A 15876-nucleotide genomic window follows, 5' to 3' on the forward strand; every position below is an offset into this window, starting at 1 on the left:
ACCATTATTCACTTGCTGCTTCAGGTTTAAGGTTTTTGGTCCTTAACTTTTGGATCCATATTTTAAGTCTGTAACTAATATTGAACAGTACGGGCACAATAACCAATGTTAGGAATGTGGCCACAATCAGGCCAAAAATTACCGTCCAGGCCAACGGGCCCCAAAATATAACATTGTCACCACCCATGTAAACCTGTGCATCAAAATCGGAGAACAGGCTAACGAAGTTGATGTTTAATCCTATGGCCAATGGAATCAATCCTAAAACGGTTGTAATGGCTGTTAGTATAACCGGGCGCAAACGTGCTTTCCCTCCCCTTATTATGGCATCCGTAACATCTTCACGGTTCAGCAGTTCATCATCGGAAATTCCTAGCTCCACTTTTTTTCGATCAATAAGGATTTGGATGTAATCAAGCAGTACCACACCATTATTTACCACAATTCCTGCCAAGGAAATAATTCCCATCATGGTCATCATAATAACAAATGGCCACCCTGTTATGATCAATCCTCCAAACACGCCTATAAAACTGAGGAATATGGCCATCATGATTATAGCGGGCTTGGAGATGCCGCCAAATTGGAAAATTAAAAGAAGCATGATCAATCCCAGTCCCAAAAAGAATGCGCTTACTAAAAAGGACATTTGCTTTTCTTGTTCCTCAATTTGGCCGGTAAAATCAATTTTCACCCCCTCGGGAAGGCCTTTGAATTCCTGCATTTCTTCCTGGATTTCAGCAACAATGGCACCGGCATCTGTAAACCCGGGTTTTAAGGCGGAGTATACCGTCACCACCCGTTTGGTATCGACGTGCTTAATGGCGCTGAACGATGAGGTGTTTTCTTGGTTTGCCACGGCAGAAATGGGAATTTCCTTTATTTGACCGTTGGAGGGATCCCTAAAAATGATTTTTTGGTCGAACAAGGCACTGGTATTGTAACGAAGATCTTGGTTAAAACGAACATTAATGTCGTAGTCTTCACCGTCTTTTTTGTAAACCCCAGCTTTATCGCCAAAAATAGATCTACGCAATTGCTGTCCAACTTGAGCTACGGAAACACCCAGCTCTCCTGCTTTGGCCCTGTTCACTGTAACCTGTATGCCGGGCTTACCTTTATTCACATCGATTTTAAGCTCTTCGATACCCGCAATGTTCTTGCTGTTGATAAAGTTGCGCATGCGTTCAGCGGTGCTTATCAAGGTATCATAATTTTGGCCTTCTATCTCTATATTGATGGGATAGCCGGCAGGGGGGCCAACAGCATCCTTTTCAACGGAAATGGTTACACCTGGGTACACACCGGACAATGTATCTTGAATTTGTTGGCGAAGTTCTTCGGTATCCAGCCCGTTCCTGTATTTAAACTCGCGCATGGAGAGCGTAATTTTACCGCGATGGGGCATTTCTGCAGCAGAACCTCCCTCGGTAAATGGGTTTTCGGCTCCCTTACCTACTTGGGATACGCTGGATTGAACCAGGTAATTGAAGTCCCCTTTGTTGTATTTGCTCCTACCGGTTACACCATAGACCCTTTCCTCAATTTTTTTTGTGATGGCATTGGTCTTTTCTATATCGGTTCCCTGTGGATACTCGATGTACACATAAATTTCGTTGGGCGTATTGTCTGGAAAAAACTCCACTTTTGTACGTTGTGTTTGCAACGACATCCCGAAGAAAACAAATGATAAAATCAAGAGAAGCGAGGTAAGTCCAAAGTACCAATACACATTTCTGCCTTTGAGCGCTTTTTTTAACTGACGTTCGTAAAAGTTTTCAAGTTTTACCAAGCTATTGGTCTGAAATCCCCGTGCCCATGGCTTCAAGAAATATTTGTATATCCAGAACATGATGCCGACGACTATCATTAATGTGCCAAGGCCACGAACGGGTCCTCCTACAATGTATATGAACAGTCCGAACACCCCTAAAATTATGCTGAGTCTGATCAATTGTTTTTTGGTGAGTTCCTTTTCACCAATCTGCATAAACTGCGAGACCAACATAGAGTTCATGAATATGGCCACGAACAATGAAGAACCTAGAACCACGGACAATGTAATGGGGAAGAAAATCATGAATTCGCCCATAATGCCCGGCCACATTCCCAAGGGAACAAAAGCAGCAACCGTGGTTGCCGTGGATATGATGATGGGTATGGCAATTTCACCAATACCTTTTTTGGCAGCTTCTTTGCGGGACATGCCTTCTTGCTCCATGAGTCGATATACGTTTTCGACCACAACAACCCCATTGTCAACCAACATACCAAGTCCCATGATCAATCCAAAGAGGATCATGGTATTGAGCGTATAACCCAAGGCCGTAAGAATCATGAAAGACATGAACATGGACATGGGTATGGCAAAACCAACAAAAAGGGCGTTTCTAAAGCCTAAGAAAAACATCAATACGGTTACAACGAGTATAATCCCGAAAATGATGTTGTTTACCAAATCATCCACTTGGTTCAGGGTCCTGCTGGAGGAATCGTTGGCAATGCTAACGGTTAGGTCTTTTGGAAAGTAATTTTCCTTGGCCTCATCCACCAAATCCCGTATAAGTTCAGATGCTTCAATGGTATTTTTACCCGATCTTTTTTTAATGTCCAACATGACCACTGGAGAACCGTGTTCCCTAGCATAGGTGGTCTTGTCTTCCTCGGTAAACGATACAGTGGCAATATCCCGCAGATAAATGGCCCCGTTTTCGGATTTGACCACAAAGTTTTCCAGTTCTGAGGGTTTTTCGACCTCGCCCAAAATGCGTATGGTCCTACGTTGGCCGCTGGTGATCATGTTACCGGCGGACATGGTGATGTTTCCGTTGGATATGGCCTGGATGACATCATCAAAGCTAACCCTGGAAGCCATCATTTTATAAACATCTACCGCTATTTCGACCTCTTTTTCCTGCGCACCTCTTATATCTACCTCTTTTATTAGGGGGAGGTCTTCAATTTCATCTTCCAAATATTCGGCAAACTCTTTTAGCTTTTCCACAGGATAATCTCCCGTGAGGTTCACGTTCATTATCGGAAAGGATTCCGCCAAGTTCAGGTCAAAAACATTGGGCTCTACCTTTGCCCCGTTGAAAATGGGCCAGTCTTCACCGGCTTTTTCGGTATCAACTTCGTCTTTTACTTCTTGTTTTGCGTTTTCGACCGAAATTTCTTCATCAAACTCAACAATGATCATGGAGTAGTCTTCTTGTGAAGTTGAAGTGATTTCGACCACGTTGCTCACATTTTTGAGCACATCTTCGAGAGGGTCGGTGATCAAACGCTCCATATCCTCAGCCGTATTGCCGGGATACACGGTACTTACATATATTTTGGTTTCTTCCACTTCAGGGAAATCTTCCCTGGGCATGGCAAAATAGGAAGACAAACCTATGATAAAGAACAACCCGATCATTACATAGATCACAGACGGATTGTCTATGGCCCACGATGAAAGGCGGAATTCCTTGTTTGCGTTCTTTTTAGCTTTTTCCATTTTGGTGAATTAGTTTTTTGCGGTTGTGGTTGTGTCCAGTACTTTGACAGTTTGCCCATCCCTTATGCTGCGGGCACCTTCAACTATTACTTGGTTTCCAGCCGAAATACCTTCAAGAACTTCTAGATAATCGCCTTGTTTTTTACCTGGTTTGATAATTAATTTTTTGGCGGTAAACTCACCATTATCTTCCCGGATAGCATACACATATTGTTCACCCTCTGCATTTTCCGAAACTATACTTTGTGGTATAAGGATGGCGTTTTCATTGGTATAATCGTTGATCTTTACCTGTGCCGTTAGATTCGGTTTTATATGGCCATTCTTGTTGGGCACAGGTATTTCTGCAATAAAGGAGCGGTTGCTGGGATTGATGAAATTTCCAGTTTGGCGTACTTTGGTGGTAATGGTTTCTCCCAAAACGGGGAAATAGGCGTCTACCAGTTTACCAGGGGTTACATTGGGCAAATGGGCTTCTGGCACCTCCACATCAATGTACATGTCCGAAAGGTTCACTATTCTAAAAACCTCGGAACCTGGCCCTGGGCTTACCACCGTTCCTTGATCTTTAATCACATCGTCCACAATGCCCGAAAATGGAGCCCGAATGGAAGATTTTTCAATTTGGCTTTCCATTTGTTTCACCGCATTTTGTTGGGCCTCGTAATTGGTCTTGGCCTGTAGGTATTGGATCTCGGAACCGATATTTTGCTCCCAAAGCCTTTTTTGGCGTTCAAAAGTGGTTTTGCTCAATTCCGCTTGGGTTTTCAATTGAGCCAATTGGCTTGAGAGTCCGCCGTCATCAATCGAAGCCAATAACTGGCCTTTGGACACCCGTTGTCCCTCTTCAACGTACACACGGTAAAGGGTACCGGCCATTTCTGGATAAACCAGTACATTTTGGTCTGTTTTAACATCGCCCTGTAATTCTAAAAAGTGCTGGAATTTTTTAGGATTTACGGTAATTGTAGATACCAATGGCAGTTTTGAATTGTCGTCCAGTTCTGCAATGGCTTCGTCCAACTTCTTAACTTGATTCTCAAGTGTTTTAAGTTCTTCGGTAACGGAATTTCGTTTTGCTCGAATGGCTTCCACATCCTTGCTGGCAATTACTTCGTCCAAAGAATTGCTGCCGCTGCCCCCGCATGAAGCAAGAACTGCAGCTATTAGTGATATATATATTGCTTTTTTCATGATGGAATGGTTTTCTCCTTTAGATTATTGATTTAAAATGTTTTCCAGTGCTATTTTCTTGTTGATCACATCGACCATGGATTGTAAATATTCTTGTTGACTGGTATATAATTGGGTCTGGGCCTGTCTCAATTCAAAACTGGTCGCCAAACCTTCGGAATATTTGATTTGATTCTTTTTTTCGATGCGTTCCGCCAGTTCCAAATTGTCCTTGGACGTGCCGTATTGCTCTATGGCAAGGATGTAATCGCTCTTGGCGCTTTCCAATTGAAGGCGGATTTGCTCCTGTGCCTCGGTGAACCGGGTTTTTGCCTTTTCCAGGGCAATCTTGGCACGTTGTGTACTGGCACTTCTTTTTAAAGAGCTGAAAATTGGAATGTTGAGGTCGACCCCCAAAATGGAGGAACCGAACCATTGTTGGCCACTGTCCAAAAAGTTGAAATTGTTACTGAAGGAGTTTCCCCCGTAATTGATAAAGGCATTGAGTGTTGGCAAAGCGCGGCTTTTGGCCAGTTTTAATTCAAAGTAACGCTGCTCGTTGAGGTTGGCCGCCAATTTGTAATCCACATTGTTCTCTATATTGAACTCGGTATCGATCAATCCTAAATCAATTTGGCTTTGGGAGAGGTCATCCAAATTCTCGGTCAACACGGTAGGTGTTTCAATGGGGAGCCCTAACATCAAGTTCAACATTTGCAGGGTTATCTTCTCCATGCGGCGTGCATTTTTAAGTTGGTTGTCCACCGTGGAGAGCGTAATCTGCAACTGGTCCACACTTTCCTCATCACCGAGGCCGTTTTCGTAAATACGCTTGGTCTCGTAAAGGTTTTCTTCCAGGGTCGCTTTGTTTTTTTCGGAAATCTTTACACTTTCCTGTGCCAAAAGCACATTGCCGTAGGCTTCCACCACCGATTTTCGCACATCCAATTCGGTTTTTTCCTTAGTGTTCTGGCTATAGTCCAAAAAGGTTTTGGTGGCCTGTACGCCTACAATGTACGATCCGTCAAATATTTGTTGGGTCAAAGTAGCCGTTGCCGAGATGGATTGTGCCTGTCCAAAAACCACTTCTTGGTATGTTCCGGGTTCCCCGCCAAAAAATTCGGCAGGAATTTGTGAAACAGGTTGCTTTAACTGGTTTTGGTAACTTATGGCCCCATTGATCTGGGGAAGTCCCGATGCAATGGTTTCCCATTTTTGTTTTTGGGCGTCCACAATGTCCCTCTCTGCATTTTGAGCACTGTAATTGTGTTCCAAAGCATACATTATGGCCTGATCCAAGCTGAAACTAGGTATGGTATCTTGAGCGGATGCCAACCAGGGCAATATAAATAGTAAGGTGATTAGTGTTTTTTGCATTTATTCTTGATTTGAATTGATGATTGAGTTGAGTACATTTCTTCCCTTGGGCGTTACAATCCCCCTAAGGTGATATTCCAAATAATAGTCCAATAATTCAGGTTTGCTGAATATTTCTGTTGGGAACAAATTATTGTCCTTGATGCTGGTAACACCGGTAAAGTATATTCTGGATACAAATTCAACATTTAGGTTATCCCTGTAAATGCCCAGCTCCATGCCTCTTTTCACGTTTTCGGCAATACAACGGTGGGTGCATTCAAATTGTATTTCTTTAAGTGAGGTATAGATTTTTGGATAATACTTTTGCAGTTGGTACAATGGGGATGATTTTTCGTCCTTTAAGTGTACCATTATAAATTTTTTGATTTCGTACAGTTCTTCAATTGGGTTTTTCTTGAACCCAACAATATCGTCTATGCCGCAGGTGATAGTATCCGACATTGTTATTGCGGTCTGTTCCACCAATTCTGTTTTGTTCTTAAAATGGGAGTAAATCGTTTTTTTGGATATTCCCATCTCCTGTGCCAAGTCGTCCATGGTAACGCTCTTAAACCCTAGGTTTAAGAACATTTCAGTTGCCTTTTGTATAATATTTTCCCTCATAATCAGGGAGCAAATGTAGGTATGGAAACTTTAAAAACAAAAAAAGTTTCCTCGGTTTTACAATTTTTTAACGATGGGTTTAAGGTTTATTTTAACTGGACTCTGTACTATCGTTGAACACATGGGGAATTTGGCGGTCGTTGTTGTCGGTTTCGGTACGAATGTTTCCCAACCGCCAAAAAAAGGGACTGAACTGAAGTAAATACTTCTTCTTTGGATTATTCTTCTTTTGATTTATCATGATTTTCGTTTTTGATTTTTTCTATATATGCTTTGAATGCTTCTTCGCCTTCTTCTTTCCAAAATTGATCGTAGTGTTTCCACTCATCAAAATCCCTTCTCCAAGAACCACACTTGTTGGACGATTTAATCTTCTTTTTGTGACTTGAACCTCCTTTGCCCTTACCGCCGCCGCCAAAGCCAAATAGAAGCTTTGCCAATACAAAAATGCCCAGGGCCTGCCAGTAGGTAACCGTTCCCACGCCGAAAAGGTCGGGCATGAGCCAGTTCCATAAGCGCATCAATACATAATTGGCCAACAGAAAGATCAGGACCCCCAAAATGACCATGGCGGCAATTTTGACCACTTTTTTTACGGTGCTCTTCACCTTTTTTTCCACGGCTTTCTCGAATTCTTTTTTATGTTCCATAACTCAGTTCTTTAATATTCTCTAATTTTTTTGATAGTTCCGACATGGCACGGTGTCTTCTGGACATTAACGTACCTGCCGGTATCCCGGTTCTTTCTGCTATTTGTTTGTAATTGTATCCTTCAAAATCTATGGCAATCACAATATCGCGATATGCGGGCTTCAAATCTTCTACCGCTTTTTTTAGGGCTTGTTCCATCTCTTGTGAATAGCTGTTATCCGCATCGCCATAAAAGAAATCCGCAAACTCCCGCCATTGTTGGTCAATATCCTCGCTGGACAACTTTCTCTCTTTTTTACCACGCATAATATCAATGATCCTATTGCGAATGGCATTGTACACAAACCCACCAACATTGGTTATGGGTATGGCATCATCCGATCTGGAAAACATCCGCAGGGCCACATCCTGCACAATATCCTCGGCATCCCGTTCCGATGTATCCTGAATCCTCGACTGCACATAAGAGCGCAACGAGCCATACTCCTCATTAAAGAAGTCGGTCAGGTTATTTCGGTTATCGGTTTTGGCTGCCATTCAGATGGTTCGGGTTGCTTTTCATCTATAGAGACGAAGAAATTATTTTCTATTGCAGTTTCTCCACAATTTTTTTTGAAAGGATGCTTTTTTGTGGATTTGGATGCTTTGTAATCCTCTTTTAAACTAATACGCCAACCTTAAATTAAATATTTGCACGTATTTTTGGCTTCATGTCAGATATCGATATCATTGGTCAGTATAGGGAACAGTTTGTTACGCACTTACAAACAAGGATAAAGCTGGGGGAGCCCAAAAACCTTTACGAACCTGTTCACTATATTTTAGGATTGGGAGGCAAACGAATGCGTCCCATACTTACTTTGATGACGGCCGAGGCCTTTGGCGTAAAAGCGGAGGATGCCCTGGATGCAGCATTGGCAGTGGAAATGTTCCACAACTTTTCGTTGGTGCACGATGATATTATGGACGATGCCCCGCTTCGACGCGGAAAAACAACGGTGCATGAAAGATGGGATGTTAATACGGGAATCCTTTCTGGTGACGCCATGTTGATTCTGTCCTATCAATTTTTTGAAAGCTACCCAGCGGAAACATACAAAGAACTCACAAAATTGTTCAGTAAAACCGCATTGGAAGTATGCGAAGGCCAACAATACGATGTGGACTTTGAGACCCGGGACGATGTTACCATTCCCGAATATCTTAAAATGATAGAGTACAAGACCTCTGTGTTGGTCGCAGCCGCCATGAAGATGGGAGCCATCGTAGCCAATGCTCCAAAAAAAGATGCCGATGCGATTTACGAGTTTGGACGCAATCTGGGCATTGCCTTTCAGTTGCAAGATGATTATTTGGATGCCTTTGGCGACCCCAAAACCTTTGGAAAACAGGTTGGTGGGGACATTATGGAGAACAAAAAGACCTATTTGTTCCTAAAATCCTTGGAAAAAGCCTCCAAAGATGATCAAGATGGCTTGTTGCATCTGTATTCCATTAAACCTGAAGATTCCACAGCGAAAGTGGATGCGGTGAAAACCATTTTTAAGGAAAGCGGGGTAGTGGAGGAAACCAAAAAAGCCATCCAAGAGTTTACCCAAAAAGCATTTGATGCTTTGGCAAATACCGACCTTCCAGAAAAAAACAAAGCCTTGCTAAAGCAATTTGGCGAAAGTTTGATGGAGCGAACCGTTTAAAACAGCCGTTTGAACAATGCTCTTATAAACGGCATCGGTTTGGGTGCGGTCACAATTTTTAGCTCTTCCCACAGATTGGTCTCGTTCTCCAGGAATTTCAAAATCAAGGAAGCCTTTCTTCTTTTGAACATTGACTCGAAGATTTCGTGTCCTAGATGATTGCTCTCATATAAAATGTCCAGCAAAAGCATATCGTAGAACAAAAACCTGCTTTTTTGATGGAACTCGGACAACGGTTTCCCGGTTTTCAGATGACTTACCAATTTGGGCACTTGCTGGCTCGTGTTATAAAACGTGTAGCCTGTGCTTGGTTTGGCCCAACCCCCTGCGATACCGATGCGGGAAACACGGTCGGTGTTGTGTTGATGAAATGGATAGCAGGTCATGGGAATGCTGCCAAACTCAGTTTCCACAATGGCGTATTTGGTATTGTTATATTTTTCTTTAATGTATGTTTTGATGGCCTCTTCGTACTCGCTTTTCTCCAAAAGATGCTCTGAAAACAGGGTGTATTCCACCAAGGCTTCTGTTTCTGAAATTGGAAGCACATACATAAAACGTGTATTGCCTTTTTGGGGGACGGAGAAGTCCATAAAAGTAGCTTCGCCCGGATTAAAAACAGACTGGTCGGTTTTTATTTGCCATCCCAAAAAGTGTTGTTGCAAAACGGGAAACTCCTTCTGTTTAGTTGAAATTGATGCGTCGTACAAGCTGGAAAACACCTTTTTGCCCGTAGAGGTCTGTGATTGGGTGGTTACCAAAACCTCATTTTCTTGCTCTTGGATATCGGTTACTTCTTCCTGAAGCCAAGTAATGTTGGGATAGGTTTTTACCTTTGGTAAAAAGTGATTGTAGAAGTCAATACTGCGAAGCATTTTGTAAGTGTAGGGTGAAATGGAGGTGGATTTTTCAAGTTGCAGTCCGCCCACATAAATGTTGTCCCAAGTTTTATGGATTAAATCATCAAACGGGCCATTGCCCCGTTCCCAAAAGCACCAAGTTCGATCGTTTTTGGACTTGTCGTCCTTGTCAATTATTAAAATGGATTTGGAAGCAAAGAATTTGTCCTTGCCCAAGGCATCGGCCAACAACAGGCCAGCAGCTCCCGCTCCTATAATGATGTAATCGTAGTTGGGCATGGGTTCAAAGATAGGGGAAAGAAGGAATAAAGATTTTTATAAAAGCATGAATACTTTAAAGCAGGATGTACAGTGCGAATTGCTATTGAAGTTTATCGGTCAAGGCTTCAATAAGATTAAGTAAATCATCTTCAATAATCTGCCAAACAATTTCTAGATCAATTCCAAAATATTCGTGAACAATGCGATTTCGGAAACCTCTTAAATGATTCCATTCAATTTCTGGGTTATCGGATTTGTAGTCTTCGCTCAAGCGGTTGGCCGCTTCACCGATAATTTCAAAATTTCTGATAACTGCGTCCACGGTTTTACCATCATCTTCAAAGTCATCAAACCCCATGTCTTTGGTATATAATAAAATCTTTCGTGCAGATTCAACCATATCGCCAATTAAAAGGGAATAGTCTCTTTTAGACATAAATCAAGTCGGATAGAATGGTGTTAAGATATTGCTCTTTGATACCCTTTTTGGAAACCAAATCTACTTTTAGACCCAAAGCTTTTTCAATCTCGTTGGCCAAATCGATAAATCTGATTCCTATTTTCCCATCAAATTCTACCATAATATCAATGTCGCTGGTATCTGTTTGCTCATTACGAGCGTAGGAACCAAACAAAGCCATAGAGGATATGGGGTAGCGTTCTTTTAAACGTACCTTAAGCTTTGAAAGTTTGTTTACTATATTTTGGGTTGTTTCCACACTCAAAGTTAACAATTCCCTCTAAAAATATTCTTTTTTGGAATACTCTTGGGGTGAATTAAACCATTTTGGTATTAAAAAACCGTATACCGCAATCCAAAGAACCCGCGGATGCCTTGGTTGGGGCCGTACACGTAGGCGGGGTCAAAAGTAAGGGCGTAGGGATTGTTCGGTGTAGCCACGGCATTACCAGAACTGTCAAAAGTCACTTCTTTGTCAAACGGGTCGTTGGCTCGGGCAATGATAAAGGGATTGCCCCGGTTCGGCGTCCAATCCAACAGGTTTTTGATACCTCCGTAAACTTCAAAATTGTTCAATCCTTTGTAGGTAAACTGGATGTTCTGGATACTCCACGTAGGAGAATATTCCTGTCTCGGGTCCAGGTCACCCAAAAGGGGCAATCGCATGGGGCCGTATAAATTTCCCGTATAGTCCGCTGTCAATTTTAACGAGTGAAAGGTGTATGATAAATTCCATGTAGCGGTAATGCTTTCGGTTAGAATCTGTTGCTGGGTCACTCCGTTTTCGGTACTGCTCACATCCTGCCAAGTGGCCCCGACCATAATCTTAAAACTGCTCGGAAAAGCAATATCCAAATTGGCACTTACCCCTTGCGAAACTGATTTTCCATCCAGATTATCATAAATGATTTGGTTGGGATCGGTCTCGTAATCAGGCAAGATTACGTTGGAAAATCTAGTGTGGAATGCCGAAGCATCAAGTCCGATAAAGGTGCCGTTATCACTATAAATCTTCTTCAAATAGTTGATGTTGACATTAACTGACCGTTCGGGTTTCAGCTCTTCAGCAATAATCACTTCCCGCGCACCGGTCAATGCTGCGTGTTCCTCCGTAAACAAATTGACTACGCGAAATCCCGTTCCAGCGTTCACCCGAAAAATATCGTTGTTGGAAACCTTCCATTTGTAGGCGGCCCGGGGAGTTAAAATATTGCCGTGTCTTTGGTCATAATCATACCGAAGCCCCACCAAAAAGGAATGTTTGGGCGCAAAACTGTATTCATCCTGCGCAAAAAGACTCGGAATCCAAATGTTATCGGCCTCAGTGGTCGCAGGTGTATTGTCGTCATAATAATTGTACCGAATCGCACTTCCGAACAGCAAATCGTGATTGCCGGCGATTTTGTCCCAAGTGAGCTGAGCAAAACCAATGCGCTGGTCTGCCAAATATTCCGTATCGCCATACACCGAGTTCTGGTTGTGGTCATTATAGGAAAATGACAAGAGGAGTTTTTCTTCCAGAGGCAATTGATATTTCCCCAACACCTCCCATCTACGGGTGTAGATGCTTTCGCCATAAATTTCATCGCCACCACGATACTCCGGCGTCCATTGCATTTCGCCACCCCAACGATCCTCATAAAAAAAGCGTCCCGCCAAAGAGAACAAACGGTTATCGCTTCGCTCAAAATTCCACTTTTGAAAAATGGAAATACGATCTTGAAGGGTCAGATCGGTAAAATTATCGCCGTTGTTGTCCACGGGGATGTCGTAATTAAAATAATTGACGCCCAAAAGAAGATCTGTTTTTTGGCCAATTTCAATTTTACTGCCCACATCCAAATTGTACTCGCCCCAACTCGTGGCAAAGCCATCGGCAAAAAATTCCGGAGCGCTCAATGCATTTTTGGTGATGATGTTGATGAGTCCACCCACAGCCTCACTTCCGTAAAGTGAAGAAGCAGGGCCTTTTACGATTTCAATCTGCTCAATCAAGGAATTGGGAATACCCGTAAGGCCATAAACCGTCCCCAAACCACTTACTATGGGCATCCCATCGATAAGAACCAAAGTGTATGGTCCCTCTAACCCGTTGATGTGAATATCTCCCGTGTTGCACACATTGCAATTGATCTGCGGACGCACCCCGTTTACGTTTTGAAGTGCATCAAAAACACTAGCAGTAGGGTTCTTTTTAAGAAAGTTAGGGGAATAGACCTCGACGGGCACGGGACTTTCCAATCGGCTAACGGGTTTGAGGGTGCCCGTGACCACGGTTTCATCCAAACTTTGTGCAGAAGCATCCAATTGTATGTTGATGGTTTTTGATTCATTGGCGCTTAAGCTGATTTTGGTTTGATACGATTGATACCCCAAAGAGGTTACCAATAATACATAGTCGCCTGGCTCAACGTTTGCCAACTCAAATAGACCATCAATATCCGTAGCAGCTCCTATTTCGGTTCCTTTCAACACCACATTTGTCAAGGGTATTGGTTCTCCGTTGTCCGTAACCTTTCCATTTAAAGATGCTGTTTGCCCAAAAGAACAACTGCTTATCAAACCAAGCCATAAAAAGATGATATGCCTATAAATTATTTTCAATGTATATAAAATTAAATTTAGACAAAACTAAAAATAGATTTTGTTAAATAAAAATGTATTTTTGGAAAAATATTTTTTGATGACTAGATCGGAGGAGAATTATTTAAAGACCATTTTTCATTTAGGTGGTGGCGATTCCAAGTCCATAACTACCAATGCGATTGCGGAGCAAATGGAAACAAAACCATCTTCCGTAACCGATATGGCAAAGAAATTATCGGAAAAAGGATTGGTGGATTATGTCCGGTACCAAGGTATTTCATTGACCGATGCAGGGATAAATACAGCTTTGTCCATCATTAGAAAGCACCGATTATGGGAGGTTTTTTTGGTGGAAAAATTGGATTTTACTTGGGACGAGGTACACGAGGTGGCCGAACAACTGGAACACATCAAAAGTGAAAAGTTGATTGACAAGATTGACGAACTCTTGGAATTTCCCAAATATGACCCTCACGGCGATCCCATTCCCACCAAGGATGGAAAGTTTCAGGAGCGTGATGAAAAATTGCTCAGTGATATGCCCATCAATTCCAAAGGAGTATGTGTTGGGGTTAAGGATTCTTCCGTACCCTTTCTCAAGTTCTTGGATAAAAACAATATTGCCTTGGGAAACACCATCAAAGTTTTGGACAAGGAAGATTTTGACAATTCCCTGCGCATCCAAATGGAGGGCAAGGAAATGCGGATATCACATCAAATAGCATCTAATTTATATGTAAAAAAGAACGATTGATGAAAGAAGTAATACACTATTTTCAGGAAATAGACCCGGTATTGGCAGCGTTGTACGCGACGCTTTTTACATGGGGACTGACTGCTGCCGGGGCAGGCCTGGTTTTTTTGTTCAAAAGTCCAAAGAGGGCTTTGATGGATGGCATGTTGGGCTTTACGGGAGGTGTTATGGTCGCTGCCAGTTTTTGGAGCTTGTTGGCACCAGGCATTGAGATGAGCGAGGGGGAAGGCTTTGTAAAAGTGATTCCCGCAGCCGTTGGTTTTTTGCTTGGAGCGGGTTTTATTTTTGGTTTGGATAAAATTTTGCCCCATTTGCACATCAATTTTAAAATGGATGATGCAGAAGGGGTAAAGACGCCCTGGCACCGCACCACGCTACTGGTCTTGGCCATTACCTTGCACAATATTCCCGAAGGATTGGCAGTCGGTGTCCTATTTGGAGGTGTTGCTTCTGGCTTTGAGGGCGCAACCATTGGGGGTGCTGTGGCTTTGGCCTTGGGTATCGGTTTGCAAAACTTTCCAGAAGGTTTCGCTGTTGCCGTACCAATGCGCAGGCATGGTCTCAGTCGAAGAAAAAGTTGGATGTACGGTCAGGCCTCGGCCTTGGTAGAACCCATAGCAGGGGTATTGGGAGCTTGGGCCGTATTGACATTTGAGCCCATTCTTCCTTATGCCCTTTCGTTTGCCGCGGGTGCCATGATTTTTGTGGTGGTGGAGGAGGTAATCCCCGAAACGCAACAAGACAAATACACCGATATCGCCACAATGGGCTTTATCGGTGGATTTATAATTATGATGACCTTGGATGTTGGGCTGGGATAGATTTATTTATCCCCCGATCAAATCAAAAACACCCTTGGTCAAGAACTGATCGGTGTCGGTTAGTCCTGTTGAGATGATTTCGGTATACCCACCATAAGTATTGCCTTGTTTTACGGGAACACGTTCAAAAGTGTATCGACTCCCTTCTTTATTCACCAATTTTAGCACGTAGGAAGTCCCCTCGGATTCAATTACTGCTTCTTCCGGCAAAGAGAGGGGTTTGATGGTGTCCGTCATAATTTTGGCATCCACGAACATACCTGGCAGAAAGTTCGCATCCTCCTCGTGTTCCAAGTGCCCGTGTACCTTGATGGATCTTTTGGCACCGTCAATGGAGGTGCCTACCAAATAAACTTCTGCATTAAAGGCATCTTCTGAAGCTTCTGGAATCCTGAACTGGATTTTTTGGCCTTTTTTCACTTTTAAGATGTCTTTCTCAAAAACCGTGAGTTCCAAATGTACGTGGTCGTTGTCCACAATCTCCAAAATCTCCGTGGCAGGAGAAACATAGCTTCCCTTGGCCACATTCATTTTTGTGATGCTTCCCGAAATGGGTGCATAAATGGGCGCTTCTGATGTAATCTTGCCCTGCTCTACATTACTGGGTGATATGTTCAGCATTTGCAATTGCTCTCGCAAGCCTTGGTAACGGGCCTTGGCTGTTTCATAATCGCTCTTGGCTTGGAGAAAGTTCTTTTGCGAGGCGATTTTTTCTGCAAAAAGGGTTTGGTTTCTTTCAAACTCGGCTTTTAAATAATCCAACTGATTGAAAACCTCCAGATATTCTTGTTGCATCTTCAAAAACTGCTGGTTTTCCAAAACCACCAAAAGTTGCCCCTTTTTTACTTGGTCACCGACCAATAGTGACGTCTTTTTTACAAAACCGCCCATAAAGGCCATTACACTAGCCCGGTTTTCGGGCGGTACATCTATCATCCCAGAAGTCTCCACCATTTTTGGGAAGGTTCTTTTCTCCATCGGACCAATAGTGAGGTCATTGGTGTCGAGTTGATCTTGAGTGACCACGATTCCTGTTTTTTCTTGTTGTTCTTCGGAAGAGGATTCTTCGTTGTTTTTGTTGCCACAGCCCATCAACAGAAGGAGAACAGCGGCTATTTGAAGTATATTTTTCAT

At 42.8% G+C, this 15876-nt stretch carries 15 protein-coding genes; 3 read left to right on the plus strand and 12 right to left on the minus strand.

All coding sequences use genetic code 11. From position 1 onward, the window contains the following. Positions 1-4: 4 nt before the first annotated feature. The 7 genes from VM932_RS01505 to VM932_RS01535 all read right to left on the minus strand — a co-directional run bounded on the left by VM932_RS01505 (position 5) and on the right by VM932_RS01535 (position 7843). The gene (locus tag VM932_RS01505) at positions 5-3499 is read right to left on the minus strand and encodes an efflux RND transporter permease subunit (protein WP_326276818.1); all 3495 of its coding nucleotides are present in this window, start codon (positions 3497-3499) and stop codon (positions 5-7) included. A gap of 9 nt (positions 3500-3508) precedes the next feature. After that, positions 3509-4693 (minus strand): efflux RND transporter periplasmic adaptor subunit, encoded by a 1185-nt coding sequence (locus VM932_RS01510; protein WP_326276819.1) that lies wholly within the window; start codon positions 4691-4693, stop codon positions 3509-3511. Positions 4694-4717: 24 nt separating this feature from the next. Then, positions 4718-6049, minus strand: coding sequence for a TolC family protein (locus tag VM932_RS01515; protein ID WP_326276820.1), 1332 nt, complete (start codon positions 6047-6049; stop codon positions 4718-4720). Continuing rightward, a complete protein-coding gene (locus VM932_RS01520) occupies positions 6050-6655 on the minus strand; it encodes a TetR/AcrR family transcriptional regulator (RefSeq protein ID WP_326276821.1) in 606 nt (201 codons plus the stop codon). Positions 6656-6746: 91 nt separating this feature from the next. Further along, the gene (locus tag VM932_RS01525) at positions 6747-6896 is read right to left on the minus strand and encodes a hypothetical protein (RefSeq protein WP_326276822.1); all 150 of its coding nucleotides are present in this window, start codon (positions 6894-6896) and stop codon (positions 6747-6749) included. Beyond that, positions 6874-7305 (minus strand): hypothetical protein, encoded by a 432-nt coding sequence (locus VM932_RS01530; protein WP_326276823.1) that lies wholly within the window; start codon positions 7303-7305, stop codon positions 6874-6876. Before VM932_RS01530 ends, VM932_RS01525 begins: the two co-directional genes overlap by 23 nt. Then, the gene (locus VM932_RS01535) at positions 7295-7843 is read right to left on the minus strand and encodes an RNA polymerase sigma factor (protein WP_326276824.1); all 549 of its coding nucleotides are present in this window, start codon (positions 7841-7843) and stop codon (positions 7295-7297) included. Before VM932_RS01535 ends, VM932_RS01530 begins: the two co-directional genes overlap by 11 nt. 173 nt (positions 7844-8016) lie before the next feature. Here VM932_RS01535 and VM932_RS01540 point away from each other — a divergent pair, with 173 nt between their 5' ends. Then, the gene (locus VM932_RS01540) at positions 8017-9000 is read left to right on the plus strand and encodes a polyprenyl synthetase family protein (protein WP_326276825.1); all 984 of its coding nucleotides are present in this window, start codon (positions 8017-8019) and stop codon (positions 8998-9000) included. Here VM932_RS01540 and VM932_RS01545 read toward each other — a convergent pair. From VM932_RS01545 to VM932_RS01560, 4 genes are all read right to left on the minus strand, one after another. After that, positions 8997-10139 (minus strand): lycopene cyclase family protein, encoded by a 1143-nt coding sequence (locus tag VM932_RS01545; protein ID WP_326276826.1) that lies wholly within the window; start codon positions 10137-10139, stop codon positions 8997-8999. The genes VM932_RS01540 and VM932_RS01545 overlap by 4 nt on opposite strands. An 82-nt stretch (positions 10140-10221) precedes the next feature. After that, a complete protein-coding gene (locus VM932_RS01550; protein WP_326276827.1) occupies positions 10222-10557 on the minus strand; it encodes a HepT-like ribonuclease domain-containing protein in 336 nt (111 codons plus the stop codon). Beyond that, positions 10550-10840 (minus strand): nucleotidyltransferase family protein, encoded by a 291-nt coding sequence (locus tag VM932_RS01555; protein WP_326276828.1) that lies wholly within the window; start codon positions 10838-10840, stop codon positions 10550-10552. Before VM932_RS01555 ends, VM932_RS01550 begins: the two co-directional genes overlap by 8 nt. Before the next feature lie 74 nt (positions 10841-10914). Next, positions 10915-13185 (minus strand): TonB-dependent receptor, encoded by a 2271-nt coding sequence (locus VM932_RS01560; protein ID WP_326276829.1) that lies wholly within the window; start codon positions 13183-13185, stop codon positions 10915-10917. Between the two features lie 79 nt (positions 13186-13264). On the opposite strand from VM932_RS01560, the gene VM932_RS01565 reads away from it, so the two are divergent. Together VM932_RS01565 and VM932_RS01570 are read left to right on the plus strand one after the other, a co-directional pair. Next, positions 13265-13921: a metal-dependent transcriptional regulator gene (locus VM932_RS01565; RefSeq protein WP_326276830.1), complete on the plus strand. Its 657-nt coding sequence runs from the start codon at positions 13265-13267 to the stop codon at positions 13919-13921. After that, positions 13921-14742, plus strand: coding sequence for a ZIP family metal transporter (locus VM932_RS01570; protein WP_326276831.1), 822 nt, complete (start codon positions 13921-13923; stop codon positions 14740-14742). The genes VM932_RS01565 and VM932_RS01570 overlap by 1 nt, the downstream gene beginning before the upstream one ends. A gap of 6 nt (positions 14743-14748) precedes the next feature. Here the strand turns inward: VM932_RS01570 and VM932_RS01575 are convergent, their stop codons facing one another. Then, a complete protein-coding gene (locus VM932_RS01575; RefSeq protein ID WP_326276832.1) occupies positions 14749-15876 on the minus strand; it encodes an efflux RND transporter periplasmic adaptor subunit in 1128 nt (375 codons plus the stop codon).

Origin of the sequence: Flagellimonas halotolerans, from assembly GCF_035818535.1 — a bacterium.
GTDB classification, from domain to species: domain Bacteria; phylum Bacteroidota; class Bacteroidia; order Flavobacteriales; family Flavobacteriaceae; genus Flagellimonas; species Flagellimonas halotolerans.

What these genes read in the sequence shown, in the direction of transcription:
- VM932_RS01525 (WP_326276822.1), bottom strand. Translation starts at nt 6,896, where the DNA reads ATGATAAATCAAAAGAAGAATAATCCAAAGAAGAAGTATTTACTTCAG.
- VM932_RS01510 (WP_326276819.1), bottom strand. Translation starts at nt 4,693, where the DNA reads ATGAAAAAAGCAATATATATATCACTAATAGCTGCAGTTCTTGCTTCA.
- VM932_RS01520 (WP_326276821.1), bottom strand. Translation starts at nt 6,655, where the DNA reads ATGAGGGAAAATATTATACAAAAGGCAACTGAAATGTTCTTAAACCTA.
- VM932_RS01550 (WP_326276827.1), bottom strand. Translation starts at nt 10,557, where the DNA reads ATGTCTAAAAGAGACTATTCCCTTTTAATTGGCGATATGGTTGAATCT.
- VM932_RS01535 (WP_326276824.1), bottom strand. Translation starts at nt 7,843, where the DNA reads ATGGCAGCCAAAACCGATAACCGAAATAACCTGACCGACTTCTTTAAT.
- VM932_RS01570 (WP_326276831.1), top strand. Translation starts at nt 13,921, where the DNA reads ATGAAAGAAGTAATACACTATTTTCAGGAAATAGACCCGGTATTGGCA.
- VM932_RS01565 (WP_326276830.1), top strand. Translation starts at nt 13,265, where the DNA reads ATGACTAGATCGGAGGAGAATTATTTAAAGACCATTTTTCATTTAGGT.
- VM932_RS01515 (WP_326276820.1), bottom strand. Translation starts at nt 6,049, where the DNA reads ATGCAAAAAACACTAATCACCTTACTATTTATATTGCCCTGGTTGGCA.
- VM932_RS01505 (WP_326276818.1), bottom strand. Translation starts at nt 3,499, where the DNA reads ATGGAAAAAGCTAAAAAGAACGCAAACAAGGAATTCCGCCTTTCATCG.
- VM932_RS01540 (WP_326276825.1), top strand. Translation starts at nt 8,017, where the DNA reads ATGTCAGATATCGATATCATTGGTCAGTATAGGGAACAGTTTGTTACG.
- VM932_RS01545 (WP_326276826.1), bottom strand. Translation starts at nt 10,139, where the DNA reads ATGCCCAACTACGATTACATCATTATAGGAGCGGGAGCTGCTGGCCTG.
- VM932_RS01575 (WP_326276832.1), bottom strand. Translation starts at nt 15,876, where the DNA reads ATGAAAAATATACTTCAAATAGCCGCTGTTCTCCTTCTGTTGATGGGC.
- VM932_RS01530 (WP_326276823.1), bottom strand. Translation starts at nt 7,305, where the DNA reads ATGGAACATAAAAAAGAATTCGAGAAAGCCGTGGAAAAAAAGGTGAAG.